General features: G+C 66.1%; 10 protein-coding genes. 8 read left to right on the top strand and 2 right to left on the bottom strand.

What is annotated here, in order from left to right:
* Positions 1 to 12: 12 nt before the first annotated feature.
* The 6 genes from AC1RGE_RS06290 to AC1RGE_RS06265 all read left to right on the top strand — a co-directional run bounded on the left by AC1RGE_RS06290 (position 13) and on the right by AC1RGE_RS06265 (position 11,963).
* Positions 13 to 1,362 carry a TolC family outer membrane protein gene (locus tag AC1RGE_RS06290; RefSeq protein ID WP_015635757.1) on the top strand — a complete coding sequence of 450 codons (1,350 nt, stop codon included), beginning with the start codon at positions 13 to 15 and terminating at the stop codon, positions 1,360 to 1,362.
* A 49-nt stretch (positions 1,363 to 1,411) separates the two neighbouring features.
* Entirely contained in the window at positions 1,412 to 3,097 is a 1,686-nt protein-coding gene (gene pueB / locus AC1RGE_RS06285; protein WP_492583691.1) for a polyurethane esterase B, read from the top strand.
* A 193-nt stretch (positions 3,098 to 3,290) separates the two neighbouring features.
* A complete protein-coding gene (gene eprS / locus AC1RGE_RS06280) occupies positions 3,291 to 6,269 on the top strand; it encodes an autotransporter serine peptidase EprS (protein WP_492583689.1) in 2,979 nt (992 codons plus the stop codon).
* A 65-nt stretch (positions 6,270 to 6,334) separates the two neighbouring features.
* Positions 6,335 to 9,451, top strand: a complete 3,117-nt coding sequence (locus tag AC1RGE_RS06275) for an autotransporter serine protease (protein WP_210693142.1) — start codon at positions 6,335 to 6,337, stop codon at positions 9,449 to 9,451.
* 113 nt (positions 9,452 to 9,564) lie between these two features.
* Complete coding sequence (gene pueA / locus AC1RGE_RS06270; RefSeq protein WP_492583687.1) at positions 9,565 to 11,418, top strand: polyurethane esterase A; 1,854 nt, start codon at positions 9,565 to 9,567, stop codon at positions 11,416 to 11,418.
* Positions 11,419 to 11,582: 164 nt separating this feature from the next.
* Positions 11,583 to 11,963, top strand: coding sequence for a hypothetical protein (locus tag AC1RGE_RS06265; protein WP_041774262.1), 381 nt, complete (start codon positions 11,583 to 11,585; stop codon positions 11,961 to 11,963).
* Positions 11,964 to 11,979: 16 nt separating this feature from the next.
* Here AC1RGE_RS06265 and AC1RGE_RS06260 read toward each other — a convergent pair whose 3' ends face one another.
* The gene (locus tag AC1RGE_RS06260; RefSeq protein ID WP_011061484.1) at positions 11,980 to 12,204 is read right to left on the bottom strand and encodes a YgdI/YgdR family lipoprotein; all 225 of its coding nucleotides are present in this window, start codon (positions 12,202 to 12,204) and stop codon (positions 11,980 to 11,982) included.
* Between the two features lie 206 nt (positions 12,205 to 12,410).
* On the opposite strand from AC1RGE_RS06260, the gene AC1RGE_RS06255 reads away from it, so the two are divergent.
* Positions 12,411 to 14,057, top strand: a complete 1,647-nt coding sequence (locus tag AC1RGE_RS06255; RefSeq protein WP_015635751.1) for a VRR-NUC domain-containing protein — start codon at positions 12,411 to 12,413, stop codon at positions 14,055 to 14,057.
* The gene (locus tag AC1RGE_RS06250; RefSeq protein ID WP_011061482.1) at positions 14,054 to 16,330 is read left to right on the top strand and encodes an ATP-dependent DNA helicase; all 2,277 of its coding nucleotides are present in this window, start codon (positions 14,054 to 14,056) and stop codon (positions 16,328 to 16,330) included. The genes AC1RGE_RS06255 and AC1RGE_RS06250 overlap by 4 nt, the downstream gene beginning before the upstream one ends.
* 24 nt (positions 16,331 to 16,354) lie before the next feature.
* Here AC1RGE_RS06250 and AC1RGE_RS06245 read toward each other — a convergent pair whose 3' ends face one another.
* Positions 16,355 to 16,762 (bottom strand): TIGR03067 domain-containing protein, encoded by a 408-nt coding sequence (locus AC1RGE_RS06245; protein WP_015635749.1) that lies wholly within the window; start codon positions 16,760 to 16,762, stop codon positions 16,355 to 16,357.
* Positions 16,763 to 16,768 lie beyond the last annotated feature (6 nt).

Genomic DNA, 16,768 nt, shown 5'->3' with positions numbered 1-16,768 from the left:
ATGTCGCGTCGTATGAGTAAGCTTTCCATTCTCGCGGCGGCTCTGGCGCTGTTGGCCTGCCAGACGGCCCAGGCGGTGGGCCCGTTCCAGATCTACGAACAGGCCCTGCGCAACGACCCGGTGTTCCTCGGCGCCATCAAGGAACGCGACGCCGGCCTTGAAAACCGCGCCATCGGCCGTGCCGGGCTGCTGCCCAAGGTCGGCTACAGCTACAACAAGGGCCATAACAACTCCAAGGTCAGCTACCTGGATACGGTGCGCGGCACCATTACCGAAAAACGCAACTACGACAGCTACGGTTCGTCCCTGACCCTGCAGCAGCCGCTGATCGACTACGAGGCCTACGCCAATTACCGCAAGGGCGTGGCCCAGGCGCTGTTTGCCGACGAGAACTTTCGCGGCAAGAGCCAGGAGTTGCTGGTGCGGGTGCTGAGCTACTACACCAAGGCGCTGTTCGCCCAGGACCAGATCGACATCGCCCTGGCCAAGAAAAAGGCCTTCGAGCAGCAGTTCCAGCAGAACCGGCACATGTTCCAGCAGGGCGAGGGCACCCGCACCGACATCCTCGAAGCCGAGTCGCGCTACGAATTGGCCACCGCCGAAGAGATCGAAGCCCGGGACGAGCAGGACGCGGCGTTGCGCGAGCTGGCGGCCCTGACCGGCGAGCCGAACCTCGATGTGCGGGATCTGGACCCCTTGCAGGAAGACTTCCAGTCCTTCTCCCTGACCCCGGCCAACTACGACACCTGGCACGAGATGGCCCTGAGCAACAACCCGGTGCTGGCTTCCCAGCGCCAGCGGGTCGAGGTCGCGCGCTACGAGGTGGAACGCAACCGCGCCGGGCACCTGCCCAAGCTCAGCGCCTACGCCACCCTGCGCCAGAACGAATCGGAAAGCGGCAACACCTACAACCAGCGCTACGACACCAACACCATCGGTATCGAAGTCAGCGTGCCGTTGTATGCCGGGGGCGGGGTCTCGGCCTCGACCCGCCAGGCCAGCCGCTCCATGGAACAGGCCGAGTACGAACTGGACGGCAAGACCCGGGAAACCCTGATTGAACTCCGCCGCCAATTCAGTGCCTGTCTATCGGGGGTGAGCAAGTTGCGGGCCTACCAGAAAGCCCTGACTTCGGCCGAGGCCCTGGTGGTCTCGACCAAGCAGAGCATCCTGGGGGGCGAACGGGTCAACCTCGATGCACTGAACGCCGAACAGCAGCTCTACACCACCCGCCGCGACCTGGCCCAGGCGCGCTATGACTACTTGATGGCCTGGACCAAGCTGCACTACTACGCAGGCACTCTGCGGGAAGAGGATCTGGCCAGGGTCGACGAGGCTTTCGGCCAGCGCGCGCAGCCTTAGGAGGCCTTGCCGACCGCAGGCTCAGGGACAATAAAAAAGAGGAATGAGCATGAGTATCTTCGATTACAAGACCGCCCTTGGCGGTGACGGCAAGGCCCTCTACAGCGAAGCCATTACTCTGGCGCTGTACGCCTCCACACCCACCGGCGAGGCGCTGCCGGGCACCGCCTGGCGCCCCATCAGCGCCAGCCAGCTGGGCTACCAGGGCAACGTCAGCGCCCAGGGCACGATTTCCGGCGAGCAGGCGATTGTCAGTGACGCCCAGGTCGAGGTGCTGGGCAAATACGACGCCAGCGGGCAGTTGCTGTCCATCGGCATCAGCTTTCGCGGCACCGACAGCCTCAAGGACGGTATCAACGACTTGCAGGCGGCCTTCGTGTCGGGCTTTGCCGACAACTACAGCCGCCTGGCCTTCGACAACCTGCTGGGCAAGGTGGCGGCCTTTGCTGCGGCCCAGGGCTTGAGCGGCAGCGATGTGCTGGTCACCGGCCACAGCCTGGGCGGCCTTGGGGTCAACAGCCTGGCGGCCATGAGCAGCGATCACTGGGGCGGCTTCTACCAGGACGCCAGCTACGTGGCCTTCGCTTCGCCGACCCAGAGCGCCAACAGCTCGCAGGTGCTGAACATCGGTTATGAAAACGACCCGGTGTTCCGCGCCCTGGACGGCACTCATTTCAACGCCTCGTCCCTGGGCACCCACGACAAGCCCCAGGAATCGGCGACCAACAACATCGTCAGCTTCACCGATCACTATTCATCGTTCCTGGGCAAGTTGATTCCCCAGAGCATCCTCAATCCGCAGTCCTGGTCGGCCCATAGTGCGGTGGACTACGCCGGCGGCCTCAACCGCCTGATCAACTCGGATTTCTATGACCTGACCAGCCGCGACTCCACCGTGGTTATTTCCAACCTGTCCGAGGGCAAGCGCGATCAGGTCTGGGTCAAGGACCTCAACCTGTACGCGGAAAAACACACCGGCAGCACCTTCATCATCGGCACCCAGAGCAACGACCTGCTGCACGGCGGCAAGGGCAACGACTACCTGGATGGCGGGGCCGGCGATGATCGCTTCCGCGATGACGGCGGCTACAACATCATCCATGGCGGGCAGGGCCATAACGTGCTGGAACTGCAACAGCCGCTGAAGAACTTTTCCATCGCCAATGACGGCGACGGCACCCTGTATATCCGTGATGCCTACGGCGGCATCAGCATGACCCGGGACGTCGGCGCCCTGGTCAGCCACGAGACCGGAAGCTGGTGGCAACTGTTCGGCAAGGACGTGAGCCACAGCGTCACCGCCGACGGCTTGCAGAACGGCAACCAGTGGACCGCCTACAACCATTCCCTCAACGGCGATGCCTACGGCAATGCGCTGGTAGCCAGCGTCGATGGCGACTGGCTGTTCGGCCATGGCAGCGATGACCTGCTGAGCAGCGACAAGGCCAACGTGACCTTCGTCGGCGGCACCGGCAACGACGTCATGCACTCCAGCGGTGGCGGGGGCAATACCTTCCTGTTCAGCGGCAACTTCGGCTTCGACCTGATCCACGGCTACCAGAACACCGACAAGCTGGTGTTCATGGGCGTGCCCGGGGTCGACGCCCATTACGACTACAGCCAGCATTTGTCGCAGAACGGCAACGACACCCTGCTCAGTGTCGGCGAGTTCTCGGTGACCCTGGTGGGGGTCGGCATGGACAGCCTTTCGGGCTCGGGCCTGGTCTTCGCCTGACCCTCACCGATATCCAGCGCTAGAGGCCCCGCAGCCCCCTGAAAAGGGCTGCGGCGGCGACAGCTTTGCCCGCAGCAGGCGCCCCTGGGCGTAGGGCGCGAACCCTCAAGGAGCCAGTCCCATGAAGTAAGCCGTGGTTGCTGATCGGTTACGGAAAGTCGATCCCAGAACAACAACAAGAGAAGTCATCAACATGGATGTGAATGTTCATCAGCTCAATGTGCTGGCGGCCGGGGTGTTCCTGGCGTTTGCCGTGAACCTGCCGGTTGGGGCCCAGGCGGCCTACCAGGAAACCGGTCGCCCCGGTGATGCCGCCAGCTGGCGCTCCGCCGAATACCTGCAGGACTGGGGCCTGGACCGGATGCAGGCGAACCAGGCCTACGCCGCCGGCCTTACCGGTAGCGGGGTCAAGATCGGTGCCCTGGATTCGGGCTTCGATGCGGCCCATGCCGAAGCCTCGTCCCTGCGCTTTCACCCGGTGATCGCCAGCGGCAACTACCAGGACGGTATCGGGTTCCAGGTGTCCGGGGTGCTCAACGCCAACAACGACACCCACGGCACTCACGTCACCGGCACCATGGGCGCCGCCCGCGACGGCAACGGCATGCACGGGGTGGCCTTCAATGCCCAGGTCTACGTCGGCAACACCAACGGCAACGACAGCATGCTCTTCGGCCCGGGCCCCGACCCGCGCTATTTCCAGGCGGTGTACGGTGCCCTGGCCGACGCCGGGGTGCGGGTCATCAACAACAGCTGGGGCAGCCAGCCCAAGGACGTCAGCTACCAGACCCTCCAGGGTCTGCACGCCGCCTATGCCCAGCACTTCGGCCAGGACACCTGGCTCGACGCGGCGGCGCAGGTCTCGCGTCAGGGGGTGATCAACGTCTTCAGCGCCGGCAACAGCGGCTATGCCAATGCCAGCGTGCGATCGGCACTGCCGTATTTTCAGCCGGAGCTGGAAGGGCATTGGCTGGCGGTCTCGGGCCTGGACAAGAACAACCAGCAGAAATACAACCAGTGCGGGATCGCCAAGTACTGGTGCCTGGCCACGCCCGGCGCGGCCATCACCAGCACTGTGCCCGGGGGCGGCTACGCCACCTACAACGGCACTTCGATGGCCGCGCCCCATGCCACCGGGGCCCTGGCCCTGGTGATGGAGCGCTACCCCTATCTGGACAACCAGCAGGCCCTGCAGGTGTTGCTGACCACCGCCCGCCAGCTCGATGGCTCGCTGACCCAGGCCCCTGGCAGCCTGGTGGGCTGGGGCGTGCCGGACCTGGGCCGGGCATTGCACGGGCCCGGGCAGTTGCTGGGGGAATTCAAGGTCAACCTGGAGGCCGGGCAGGGCGATGTGTGGAGCAACGGCATCTCCGACCAGGCCCTGGCCCAGCGCCAGGTGGAGGATGCCGCCGAGCACCAGGCCTGGCAACAGACTCTCAAGGATCGTGGCTGGGAGCAGGGCCCGGGGGCCCAGGCCAGCCAGCAGGAACTGACCGACTACGCGGTCGGCATGGCCCGGGATGCGGCGGCCGCGCAGCGCCTGTACCAGGGCAGCCTGGTCAAGTCCGGGGCCGGCTGGCTGTTGCTCGGCGGTGACAGTAGCTATCGCGGGCCGACCACGGTCGATGGCGGGCTGCTGGTGGTCAATGGCAGCCTGGCATCCGCGGTCACGGTCAACAGTGGCGCGAGCCTGGGTGGCAGCGGGCAGGTCGCGGCGCTGACCGCGACCCGCGGCGCGCGCGTGGCCCCGGGTAACTCCATCGGCACCCTGAATGTGGCCGGCGATGTGAGTTTCCAGCCAGGTTCGACCTACGCCGTGGAGCTGTCGCCGACCGCCAGCGACCGTATCGTCGCCGGCGGCCGGGCGCATCTGGAGGGCGCCCAGCTCAGCCTGAGCCTGGAACACAACGCCAACCTGCTCAGCGCCGGGCAGGTCCGGGGGCTGGTCGGGCGCCAGTTCGACATCTTGCAGGCCGCGGGCGGTATCGATGGCCAGTTCGCCCTGGTGCAACCCAACTACCTGTTTCTCGGCGCGGTGGTCGATTACTCCGCCAGCGGCGTGCAACTGGGCCTGGTGCGCAGCGCCGCGACCTTTGCCAGCGTCGCCGCCAGCCCCAACCAGCGCGCGGTGGCCACGGCGGTGGAGCAGTTGGGCACGGCCGACCCGGTCTACGAAAGCCTGCTGCTGTCGGCCTCGCCGGCTTCGGCTCAAGGGGCGTTGCAACAGTTGTCCGGGGAGATCTACCCGGCCCTGGAGCAGACCCTGCTCAATCAGGGCCGCGACCTGCGCGAGGCCTTTGGCCAGCGCTTGCAGCGCCCGGGGCCAAATGCCGGGGAGGGCGAGGCGAGTTTCTGGATCAAGGGCCTGGGTGGGCAGGCGCGCACTGACGGCGACTCGGGCCACAGTTCCTACCAGGGCAAGGGCAGTGGGGTGCTGCTGGGGCTGGACCGCGACCTGGACGCGGACACGCGGGTCGGCCTGGCCGCCGGCTACAGCGACACCTCGCTGCGCATGGGCGGCGCCAGCCACTCCAGCGCGCAGATCGACAGCTACCACTTGGGCGCCTATGCCGGGCGCGACCTGGGCGACCTGCGCCTGAGCCTGGGGGCCAGCCACAGCTGGCATAGCGCCCAGGTGCGCCGCGACCTGCAATACGCCGAAGCCAGCGCCAAACAGAAGGCCCGGATCGACGGCCGCAGCAGCCAGCTGTTCAGCGAGGCGGCGTATCGGCTGCAGCTACCGGCCCTGACGTTGGAGCCCTTCGCCAACCTGGCCTACCTGCACCTGCAGCGTGACGCCTTCCACGAGAAGGGCGACGCCGCGGCCCTGCGCGCCGGGGACGACAGCGCCGAGGCCCTGCTGGGCAGCCTGGGGGCCCGGGGCCTGAAGCGGCTCAGCCTGAGCCGCGGCCAGCCCCTGGAGCTGTCCAGCAGCCTGGCCTGGCAGCACCGCCTGGGGCATGACACTTCCAGCCAGCACCTGGCATTCGCCAGCGGCGGCCCGGGCTTTGCCGTGGACAGCGCAAGCGCGTCCCGGGATGCGGCGCTGCTGGGGCTTCAGGCGCGCCTTGGAGTCACCGCCCAGCTGGACCTGAGCCTGGATTACCAGGGCCAGCTGGGCAATGCCGAACAGTTCCACAACGTGGGGCTGAACCTCGACTGGCGCTTCTGAAGCGCCGGTCGCCATACCCCGGCGCAGAGCGTCGTCGCGCCGGTCGATTGCCCATACAACTAAGGATGGTCGTAGTGAAGCAGTTTCAACCTGGACAACCGCATCTTCGCAATACCCGCTCCGGATGGCCTCGCTGCCGGCAGCTACCCTGGGCGTACAGCCCGCTGGCCAGCGCCCTGGCCGGTTGCCTGGCCCTGGCCACTGGTGCCCAGGCGGCGCCCTATGTGGAAACCGGCAAGCTCGGCGACGCCGCCAGTTGGCGCAGCGCCGAATTCAAGGCCGACTGGGGCCTGGGGGCGATACATGCCGACAGTGCCTATGCCGCCGGCTACACCGGCCAGGGCATCAAGCTGGGGATCTTCGACCAGCCGGTGTATGCCCAGCACCCTGAGTTCGCCGGCAGCGACAAGGTCATCACCCTGGTGACCAGCGGCATCCGCCAGTACACCGATCCCTACATTCCGGTAAAGGCTGGAGACGCCTTCCGTTATGACGGCACGCCCTCGGTGGGCTCGGACGGCAAGCTCGGTTCCCACGGCACTCACGTGGGCGGTATCGCCGCCGGCAGCCGCGATGGCGGCGCCATGCATGGGGTGGCCTTCGACGCCCAGATCATCAGTGCCGAGAACGGCGACCCCGGCCCCGAGGACGGCATCATCCTGGGCAACGATGGGGCGGTGTACAAGGCCGGCTGGGACGGCCTGGTAGCCAGTGGCGCGCGGATCATCAACAACAGCTGGGGCATCGGCATCACCGACGCATTCGCCAAGGGCGGGCGCGATCCGGCGTTCCCGCACTTCGGCCTGAGTGACGCCCAGGCCCAGTTCAGCCAGATCCGGCCCTTGCTCGGCACCTTGCAAGGCGGTGCCTATGACGGTGCCATCAATGCGGCCCGCAGTGGCGTGCTGACCATCTTCGCCGCCGGCAACGACTACAACCTGAACAACCCGGACGCCATCGCCGGGCTGGGCTATTTCGTCCCGGAGATCGCCCCGCAGTGGCTGACAGTGGCGGCCTTGCAGCAGAACCCGGACACCAGCAGCGCAGAGCCTTACACCATCAGTACCTTTTCCTCTCGCTGCGGCTACACCGCGAGCTTCTGTGTCTCGGCCCCGGGTACACGGATCTACAGCGCCGTGATCGGTGGCACCAGCCTGGAAGACATGACGGTCGGCTACGCCAACAAGAACGGCACCTCGATGGCCGCGCCCCATGCCGCCGGTGCGGCAGCGGTACTGATGGAGCGCTTTCCCTACATGGATGCGGCGCAGATCGCCGGGGTGCTGCGCACCACCGCCCGGGACATGGGCGCCCCGGGCATCGACGAGCTGTATGGCTGGGGCATGATCGACCTGCAAAAGGGCATTCGCGGCCCGGGCATGCTGGTCACCGAGCAGGACATCCCCCAGGAACTGCGGATCGATGGCGCCTATGGCTCGTCCCAGTGGGTAGCCAACCTGCCGGGGGTGGGAGCGCTGCTGGACGCCGGCAAGCCCACCCAGCGGCGCTGTACCCAGTTCAACTGCGGCTTCGACATCTGGAGCAACGACATCAGCGGCCATGGCGGCCTGACCAAGGAGGGCATCGGCACCCTGGTGCTCAGCGGCAACAACAGCTACGCCGGCCCGACCCTGGTCAACCAGGGCCGCCTGGCGGTCAACGGCAGCCTGACGTCGGCGGTGACGGTGAACCAGGGCGCAACTCTCGGCGGCAATGGCCGGATCGGCGGGCTGACGGCCAACGCCGGGGCCACGGTGGCCCCGGGCAACTCCATCGGCACCCTGAACGTGGCCGGCGACGTGACCTTCCAGCCGGGCTCGACCTACGCCGTGGAGGTGTCGCCGACCGCCAGCGACCGGATCGTCAGCAGCGGCCAGGTGACCATTGCCGGGGCCAACCTGGCCATGGTCCTGGAGCCTTCGAGCACTGGCAGCGGCAGCGTGCTGGGGCGCCAGTTCGACATCCTCGATGCGGCGGGCGGGGTCCAGGGCAGCTTCGGCACGGTGTTGCCCAGCTACCTGTTTCTTGCCGGCAGCCTGGACTACTCGGCCACTGGTGTGCAGTTGGCGGTGCAGCGCAGTGCGCGCTCGTTCGCCAGTGTCGGCCTGACCGACAACCAGGTGTCGGTGGCGGCTGCCGCCGAGCAACTGGGGGCCGGCAGCCCGCTGTTCGAAAGCCTGCTGCTGGCGCCGACTGCCGCCAGTGCCCAGCAGGCCTTCCAGCAATTGTCCGGGGAGATCCACCCGGCGGTGGCCAGTGTCCTGATCAACCAGGGCCGTCACCTGCGCGACACCATGGGCGAGCGCCTGCGCCAGGACGCCGGGGCTGTCGGCAACGGCACCCAGAGCCTTGATGAAGGCGCCTGGTTCAAGGTCCTGGGCGCCTGGGGCAAGGCCGATGGCGGGCATTCCCAGGCCGGCTACAACACCTCCATCGGCGGCTTGCTGGCCGGGGTGGATGGTGAAGTGGGCGAGGGCCGGCGCCTGGGGCTGTTCGGTGGCTACAGCGACAGTTCCCTGAACATGGGCGACGGTACCCATTCCTCGGCCAAGGTCGACAGCTACCACCTGGGGGCCTATGTCGGCCAGCAACTGGATGCCGTGCGCCTGAGTGTGGGCGGTTCCTACAGCTGGCACCGCATCGACGTCAAGCGCGAGTTGCAGTTTGCCGGGGAATCCGAGCGGCTCAAGACCAAGCGTGACGCCCAGAGCGCCCAGCTGTTCACCGAGGCCGCCTGGAGCCTGGACCTGCAACCCCTGGCGCTTGAACCCTTCGCTAACCTGGCTTATGTCAATGTGGCCAGCGACAGCTTCAAGGAGAAGGGCGGCGACGCGGCCTTGAGGGGCGCGGATGACCACCGCGAGGCCTGGCTCACGACCCTGGGCCTGCGCGCTGGCCAACGCCTGCAACTGAGCTCGACCCGAAGCCTGGAGCTGTCGGCTACCCTGGGTTGGCAGCACCACCTGAGCCCCACCGACGCCACGATGAACCTGGGGTTCGTCGAGGGCGGGCAGGGCTTCAAGGTGCAGAGCCTGTCCCTGGATCGCGACGCCGCGGTCATTGGCGCCCGGGCCGGCATGGCCGTGGGCCGAGGGACTCGGGTCAACCTGGATTACAACGGGTTGCTGGGGGCCCGGGACAAGAGTCACGGGGTCGGCTTGACCCTGGACTGGCAGTTCTGAAGGCCGGGTAGCCAGCAGTCCCCCGGCCCTTCACCGAGTTGCCCGAGTCCCGCCATGGGGCTTGGGCGGCATGCGTTTGCTCTGACAATTCCAACAACAGAAGAGGCAATACCATGGGTGTGTTTGACTACAAGAACTTCACTGCAAGTGACTCCAAGGCGCTGTTTTCCGATGCGCTGGCGATCACCCTGTACTCCTACCACAACATCGACAACGGCTTTGCCGAGGGCTACCAGCACAACGGCTTCGGCCTGGGCCTGCCGGCGACCCTGGTCACGGCGCTGATCGGCAGCGGCAATTCCCAGGGGGTAATCCCCGGCATTCCCTGGAACCCCGACTCCGAGAAGGCCGCGCTGGATGCCCTGCACCAGGCCGGCTGGTCCACCATCAGCGCCCAGCAACTGGGCTACGACGGCAAGGTCGATGGCCGGGGAACCTTCTTTGGCGAGAAGGCCGGCTACGGCACGGCCCAGGTGGAAATCCTCGGCAAGTACGATGCTCAGGGCCACCTGGAGTCCATCGGCATTGCCTTTCGCGGCACCAGCGGGCCACGGGAATCGGTGATCAGTGACACCATCGGTGATGTGATCAACGACCTGCTGGCGGCCCTGGGCCCCAAGGACTATGCGAAGAACTATGCCGGCGAGGCGTTCGGCAAGTTGCTGGGAGATGTCGCCGCCTTCGCCCAGGCCAATGGCCTGTCGGGCAAGGATGTCCTGGTCAGCGGCCACAGCCTGGGCGGGCTGGGGGTCAACAGCCTGGCGGACCTGAGCAGCGAACGCTGGTCGGGGTTCTACAAGGACTCCAACTACATCGCCTACGCCTCGCCGACCCAGAGCGCCAGCGACAAGGTGCTGAACATCGGCTACGAGAACGACCCGGTGTTCCGCGCCCTGGACGGCTCAACCTTCAACCTGTCGTCCCTCGGGGTGCATGACGCCCACCAGGACTCGGCGACCAACAACATCGTCAACTTCAACGACCATTACGCCTCGACCCTGTGGAATGTGCTGCCGTTCTCGATCCTCAACATTCCCACCTGGCTCTCCCACCTGCCCACCGGCTACGGCGACGGCCTGACCCGGGTGCTGGAGTCGAAGTTCTACGACTTCACCAGCAAGGACTCCACCATCGTGGTAGCCAACCTGTCGGACCCGGCCCGGGCCAGTACCTGGGTCCAGGACCTCAACCGCAATGCCGAGACCCACAAGGGCAGCACCTTCATCATCGGCAGCGACGGCAACGACCTGATCCAGGGCGGCAGCGGCAACGACTACCTGGAAGGCCGGGCCGGCAACGATACGTTCCGCGACAGCGGCGGCTACAACATCATCCTCGGCGGCCAGGGCAGCAACACCCTGGACCTGCAGCAGTCGGTCAAGAACTACAGCTTTGCCAGCGACGGCGCCGGGACCCTGTACCTGCGTGACGCCAATGGCGGTATCAGCATGACCCGCGACATTGGCGCGATCCAGAGCAAGGAGCCGGGCTTTCTCTGGGGCCTGTTCAAGGACGATGTGATCCACCAGGTCACCGACCAGGGCCTCAAGGCCGGCGGGCAGCTTACCCAGTACGCCTCGTCGGTCAGGGGCGATGCGGGCGACAACGTGCTCAAGGCCCATGCCGGCGGCGACTGGCTGTTCGGCCTGGACGGCAACGACCACCTGATCGGCGGCCAGGGCAACGACGTGTTCGTTGGCGGTGCCGGCAACGACCTGATGGAAGCCGGAGGCGGCAACAATACCTTTCTGTTCACCGGGCATTTCGGCCAGGACCGCATCCTCGGCTACCAGGGTGGCGACAAGCTGGTGTTCATGGGGGTGAGCGGCGTGCTGCCGGACCAGGACTATCGGGCTCATGCCAGCAGCAGTGGTAACGACACGGTGCTGACCTTCGGCCAGGACTCGGTGACCCTGGTGGGGGTCCGCCTGGAGCACCTCAACGGTTCCGGCATCGTTCTCGCCTGATGCCGGCGCGGCGCGAGGCCTGCAATGGGCCTCGCACCGTTCATTGCCGGGGGAAAGTGACCTGCCAGTCGATTTGCGACTCCAATAGCGGTAAAGCTGAAACGTGTCAGCTCGTTAGTACAGGCAGGCATTCACGCTACGGCAATGACAGGAGAGTTTTGACGGTGAATAACAGCAAGAGGTATGCGAGCGGTGTGGTGCTGGCCCTGTGGGTGGCCATGGCATCCGCCGAGGAATTGCCTCACAGCTCGATTTTGAAGCGTTATGGGGTGACCCCGGACCAGTTGCCGGCCGGCCAGCCGGCGCCTGAAGTGAAGGAGGAGCCGGCCCCGAGCCGCTTCCATGTGCAACCCGAACAACCCTGGGCCCAGGTCCGTCTGGGGGACGACAAGAGGCCGGATACCACCGGCAACATCAGCATCGACAACGCCGAGGCCCGGGAGCGCGAGCGTTGCCAGCAGGTGCGTAACGAATTGTCCAGGCGCGGCAAGCCCCTGGGGATTTTCTGCGAGCCAGGGCAGGGGCCCTTTCCCTGGTCGCACTGACTTCAACCGCAGCGGATCACTTTTCCTGGCGGACGGTGGCTACATCGTCCGCCTTGACCCGGATGGTCTTGCCGGAAATGTCCTGGAATTCATAGAAGCCGTCGGCGGTCTTGGTCTTGGGCTGGTCCCGGGTCAGGTATTGGGTGCCGTTCTGCAGGGTCACCACAGTGGGCGAGGCGCAACCGGCCAAGGCCATGGCGCCGCAAGCGGCCAGAAACAATCCCAGGTTCTTCACTTTCATACAGACCTCTCATCAATGATGCGTACGCGCATTGGCGCCGGACACTATAGCCATGGGCCCTTGGTGTAGTGAAGACGACGAAAGTTCGCCAGGGAATTGTAAAAAACTTCGCTGTGCCATTTATCCAATAGTGTTTGCCAGACCCGGTCGCCGGCTGTTATCTGTATGCATAACCAGTATCCGATCAGCCGTGGCGCTTGCGTTCAGTGACTTCCAATCCCCTCGAAAACCCCCTCTATTACCTGCACAACTTCCGCCAGGTATTGAACTGGCTGCAGCTGCGCTATGCCGATGTGCTGAGCGCCGATGAACAGCGCTTCATCCTTGATTTCGCGCAACTGGCCGAGCCTTCCCAGGCCTTGCTGGTGCGCATGGTGATGCGCAAGGGCCGGCACTTTCGCCTGAGCAAGCTCAGCTACCCGGAGATCGGCGACAGCGCCGTGGCCCTGGAGCCGTTGCTGGCGCTGGGCTGGGTCGATGAGCAGGCGCCGCTCTGCCTGGAAGAGCTGTTCGGCCTGCTGCAAAAGGCCGAGATCCTGCAGTGCTTCAACGGGCTTGCGGCCAAGGCCAGGAAAGACCAGTGGCTGGAAGAGCTAACCCAGCAGGGCCTGGCGCCCCAGGCATTCGCCCAGTGGTGCCCGGCGCTGCCAGACCGGCTCCTGAGCCTGACGCTGATGCCGCTGTGCGATCGCCTGCGCCTGATGTTCTTTGGCAACCTGTATCAGGACTGGTCGGAATTCGTCCTCGCGGACCTGGGCATCTACAGCTACGAGAAGGTCGAGATCAGTGCCGATGCCCGTGGCCTGCGCAGCCGCGAAGACGTGGACGGCTTCCTCTATCTGCATGAGTGCCAGGAAGCGTTCGAGGCCGGCGCCGAATTGCCCGAGGTGCTGGCGCACATTGCCCGCTTCCAGACCCTCAACCCCTGGCTGGAAAAACGCCGGGCCAAGCTGCTGTTTCAGCTCGGCCAGCAGTGCGAGCGCCTGGCGCAGTGGGCGCTGGCCCGGCAGATCTACCAGGAGTGCGCCTACCCGGGCGCGCGATCGCGATTGATCCGGGTGCTGGAGCGCAGCGCCCAATACCAGGCCGCCCTGGCGCTGGCCGAGCAGGCCGCTGCCGCGCCCGAGAGCGCCGCCGAGGCCCAGCATCTGCTGCGGATCATGCCCCGGCTGCGGCGCAAGCTGGGCGGGCCGCCGGCGCCCCGGGCGGCCAACCGCGAGGTGCAGCGCCTGGACCTGTGCCTGGCGCGTGACGCCGACGGCCTGGCGGTGGAACTGCATGTCCAGGCCCATCTGCACCAGCCCCAGGCGCCGGTGCACTACGTGGAGAACAGCCTGATCAATTCGCTGTTCGGCCTGCTGTGCTGGCCGGCGATCTTTGCCCCCTTGCCCGGTGCGTTTTTCCACCCGTTCCAGCGTGGGCCGGTGGACCTGTTCAGCGAAGACTTCCATCAGCGGCGCAGCGAACTGTTCCAGGCCTGCCTGGCAGAACTCGACGATGGCCGTTACCGGCAGAGCATCCGCCAGCGCTTCGTGGCCAAGTGGGGGTTGCAGTCGCCCTTCGTGTTCTGGGGCGCGCTCAGCGAAGAGTTGCTCGACCAGGCCCTCGACTGCCTGCCCGCCGAGCACCTGAAGCACTGGTTCCAGCGCCTGCTGCTGGACATCAAGGCCAACCGCGCCGGCATGCCGGATCTGATCCAGTTCTGGCCCGAGCAGAAGCGCTACCGGATGATCGAGGTCAAGGGCCCGGGGGATCGTTTGCAGGACAACCAGCTGCGCTGGCTGGATTTCTGCCAGGAACACCGGATGCCGGTGGCGGTGTGCTACGTGCAGTGGCAGGACCCCAGCGCGTGAGTTACCGCATCGCGGTGCGCGCCCTGTGCGAATTCAGCGCCAAGGCCGGCGATCTGGACCTGCGCTTCACCCCATCGCCCACGGCGCTGGAGGGCATTGCCGGGCACCGTACCGTGGCTTCGCGACGCAACCCCGGCTACCAGAGTGAAGTGGCCCTGGAGGGGCAATACGCCGAGCTGCTGGTCAAGGGCAGGGCGGACGGCTACGACCCGGCGCAGAACCTGCTGGAGGAGATCAAGACCTACCGTGGCGACCTTGAGCGCATGCCCGACAACCATCGGCAATTGCACTGGGCCCAGGCCAAGGTCTATGGCTGGCTGCTGTGCCAGAGCCTGCAACTGCCGAGCATCCGTGTCTCGCTGGTGTATTTCGATGTGCTCAGCGAAGGCGAAACCGCGCTGGTGCAAGAGCACAGCGCCGAGGCGCTGGAAGAGTTCTTCAATCGCCAGTGCGCGCTGTTCCTGCACTGGGCGCAACAGCAAATGCACCATCGCGCGACCCGGGACCAGGCCACCCGGGACCTGCGCTTTCCCCACGCCGAGTTTCGTCGCGGCCAGCGCGCGCTCGCCGAGTCGGTGTACAAGGCGGTGAGCACCGGGCGCTGCCTGCTGGCCCAGGCCCCCACCGGCATCGGCAAGACCCTGGGCACGATCTTTCCCATGCTCAAGGCCATGGCTGCGCAGCAGTTGGACACACTGCTGTTTCTCACCGCCAAGACCCCGGGCCGGCAACTGGCCCTGGATGCCGCCCGGGTGCTGTTCTCCGGGGTGCCGGGGCTGGCGTTGCGGGTGCTGGAGCTGGTGGCCCGGGACAAGGCCTGCGAACACCTGGACAAGGCCTGTCACGGTGAGTCCTGCCCGCTGGCCAAGGGCTTTTACGACCGCCTGCCGGCGGCACGCCAGGCCGCCAGCCAGGTGCCATTGCTGGATCGTCAGGCGCTGCGCGAGGTGGCCCTGGAGCATCAGGTCTGCCCCTACTACCTGAGCCAGGAAATGGCTCGCTGGAGTGACCTGGTGGTGGCCGACTACAACTACTACTTCGACTTCAGCGCCTTGCTCTTCGGCCTGGCCCAGGCCAACCAGTGGCAGGTGGCGGTGCTGGTGGACGAGGCCCACAACCTGGTGGAGCGCGGGCGTGGCATGTACAGCGCGAGCCTGGACCAGCAGCAATTGGCGAGCGTGCGCAGCAGCGCGCCCCAGGCCTTGAAGAGCCCGTTGCAGCGGCTCAATCGCGAGTGGAATGCCTTGCACAAGGAGCAGGTGGCCGAGTATCAGGCCTATGCCCAGCTACCTGCCGCGCTGCTCAAGGCCCTGGCCCTGTGCGTAGCGGCCCTGGGGGACTATTTCAACGAACAGCCCCGGGGCCTGGACAGCGGTTTGCAGGGCCTGTATTTCGAGCTGCTGCAGTTTGCCCGGGTGGCGGAGCTGTTCGATGAGCAGCAGTTCATCTTCGACATCAGCAAGCGCGCCCTGGGCGCCAAGCGCAGCCTGTCGCGCCTGAGCCTGCGCAATGTGGTGCCGGCGGCGCTGCTGGGGCCTCGGTTGGCGGCGGCCCGCAGTACGGTGCTGTTCTCCGCCACCCTCAATCCCCGAGGTTACTACGCTGACCTGCTGGGGCTGCCGGACAACACCGTGTGGCTGGATGTGGAATCGCCGTTCGACGCCGGGCAGCTGGAGGTGCAGATTGTCAGCCGCATTTCTACCCGCTATGCCCACCGGCAGGCTTCCCTGGCGCCGATTGTCGAGCTGATGGCCCGGCAGTTCGCGGCGCGCCCGGGCAACTACCTGGCGTTCTTCAGCAGCTTCGACTACCTGCAACAGGTGGCCGGGTTACTGGCGCGCGAGCACCCGGACATTGTGCTCTGGTGCCAGTCCCGAGGCATGGACGAGGCTTCGCGCCAGGACTTTCTCCAGCAGTTTCGCCCAGAGGGGCAGGGTATCGGTTTTGCCGTACTCGGCGGTGCTTTCGGCGAGGGCATCGATCTGCCGGGGTCGAAACTCATCGGGGCCTTTGTCGCCACCCTCGGCCTGCCCCAGCTCAACCCGCTGAACGAGCAGATGAAGCAGCGCATGGCGGCGCTGTTCGGCTCCGGCTATGACTACACCTACCTGTACCCGGGCCTGCAGAAAGTGGTGCAGGCGGCAGGACGGGTGATCCGTGGCCAGTCCGACCGTGGGGTGCTGGTGCTGATCGATGATCGCTTTGCCGAACCCAGGGTCCGCCAGCTGCTACCGAGCTGGTGGGCCCTGGACGCGCCGCCGGCTGGCGGCTAGGCCGGGCAGGAGGGGTGCGCCGGTTCAGGCCTGGCGAGCGCGGACAAAACGGCGCAGGGTCTGGCCCGGGCCCGTGCGGAAATGGCTTGGCCGGGGTTGGCCGGCATCGGCGGCGATGAATACGAACTCATCGTCGCTCAGCTGGTAGCTGGCCGGCAGCGCCTGGCCGGCGTCTGCGCCCATGGAGTCGGTCCAGGTGATCGACTTGGGATGGGTGCTGCTGTCGAGGGTAAAGGTGCCGGCCAGCAGCAGTTCACCGGCCGGGGTCACCACGCGAAAATCCTGCCCTTCGATAAAGGTCAGGGCGCCGGGGGCGCTGTGTTCGTCCGGTGGGTTGAGCACGCCGCTGTCTTCCATCGCGATCTGTTCCCAGGCCCCTTGCAAGCGTTGCAGCTCCAGCAGGTCGGCGGCTTCGGGTGAAATCAAATCCATTTTCAG

It is taken from the genome of Pseudomonas sp. GW823-FHT02C05 (assembly GCF_058797595.1).
This window is presented reverse-complemented; position numbering and strand designations above follow the sequence as displayed.

Excerpts from the sequence above, each read along its gene's own strand:
- AC1RGE_RS06290 (WP_015635757.1), top strand. The coding sequence starts at position 13 with ATGAGTAAGCTTTCCATTCTCGCGGCGGCTCTGGCGCTGTTGGCCTGC.
- pueB (WP_492583691.1), top strand. The coding sequence starts at position 1,412 with ATGAGTATCTTCGATTACAAGACCGCCCTTGGCGGTGACGGCAAGGCC.
- eprS (WP_492583689.1), top strand. The coding sequence starts at position 3,291 with ATGGATGTGAATGTTCATCAGCTCAATGTGCTGGCGGCCGGGGTGTTC.
- AC1RGE_RS06275 (WP_210693142.1), top strand. The coding sequence starts at position 6,335 with ATGGTCGTAGTGAAGCAGTTTCAACCTGGACAACCGCATCTTCGCAAT.
- pueA (WP_492583687.1), top strand. The coding sequence starts at position 9,565 with ATGGGTGTGTTTGACTACAAGAACTTCACTGCAAGTGACTCCAAGGCG.
- AC1RGE_RS06260 (WP_011061484.1), bottom strand. The coding sequence starts at position 12,204 with ATGAAAGTGAAGAACCTGGGATTGTTTCTGGCCGCTTGCGGCGCCATG.
- AC1RGE_RS06245 (WP_015635749.1), bottom strand. The coding sequence starts at position 16,762 with ATGGATTTGATTTCACCCGAAGCCGCCGACCTGCTGGAGCTGCAACGC.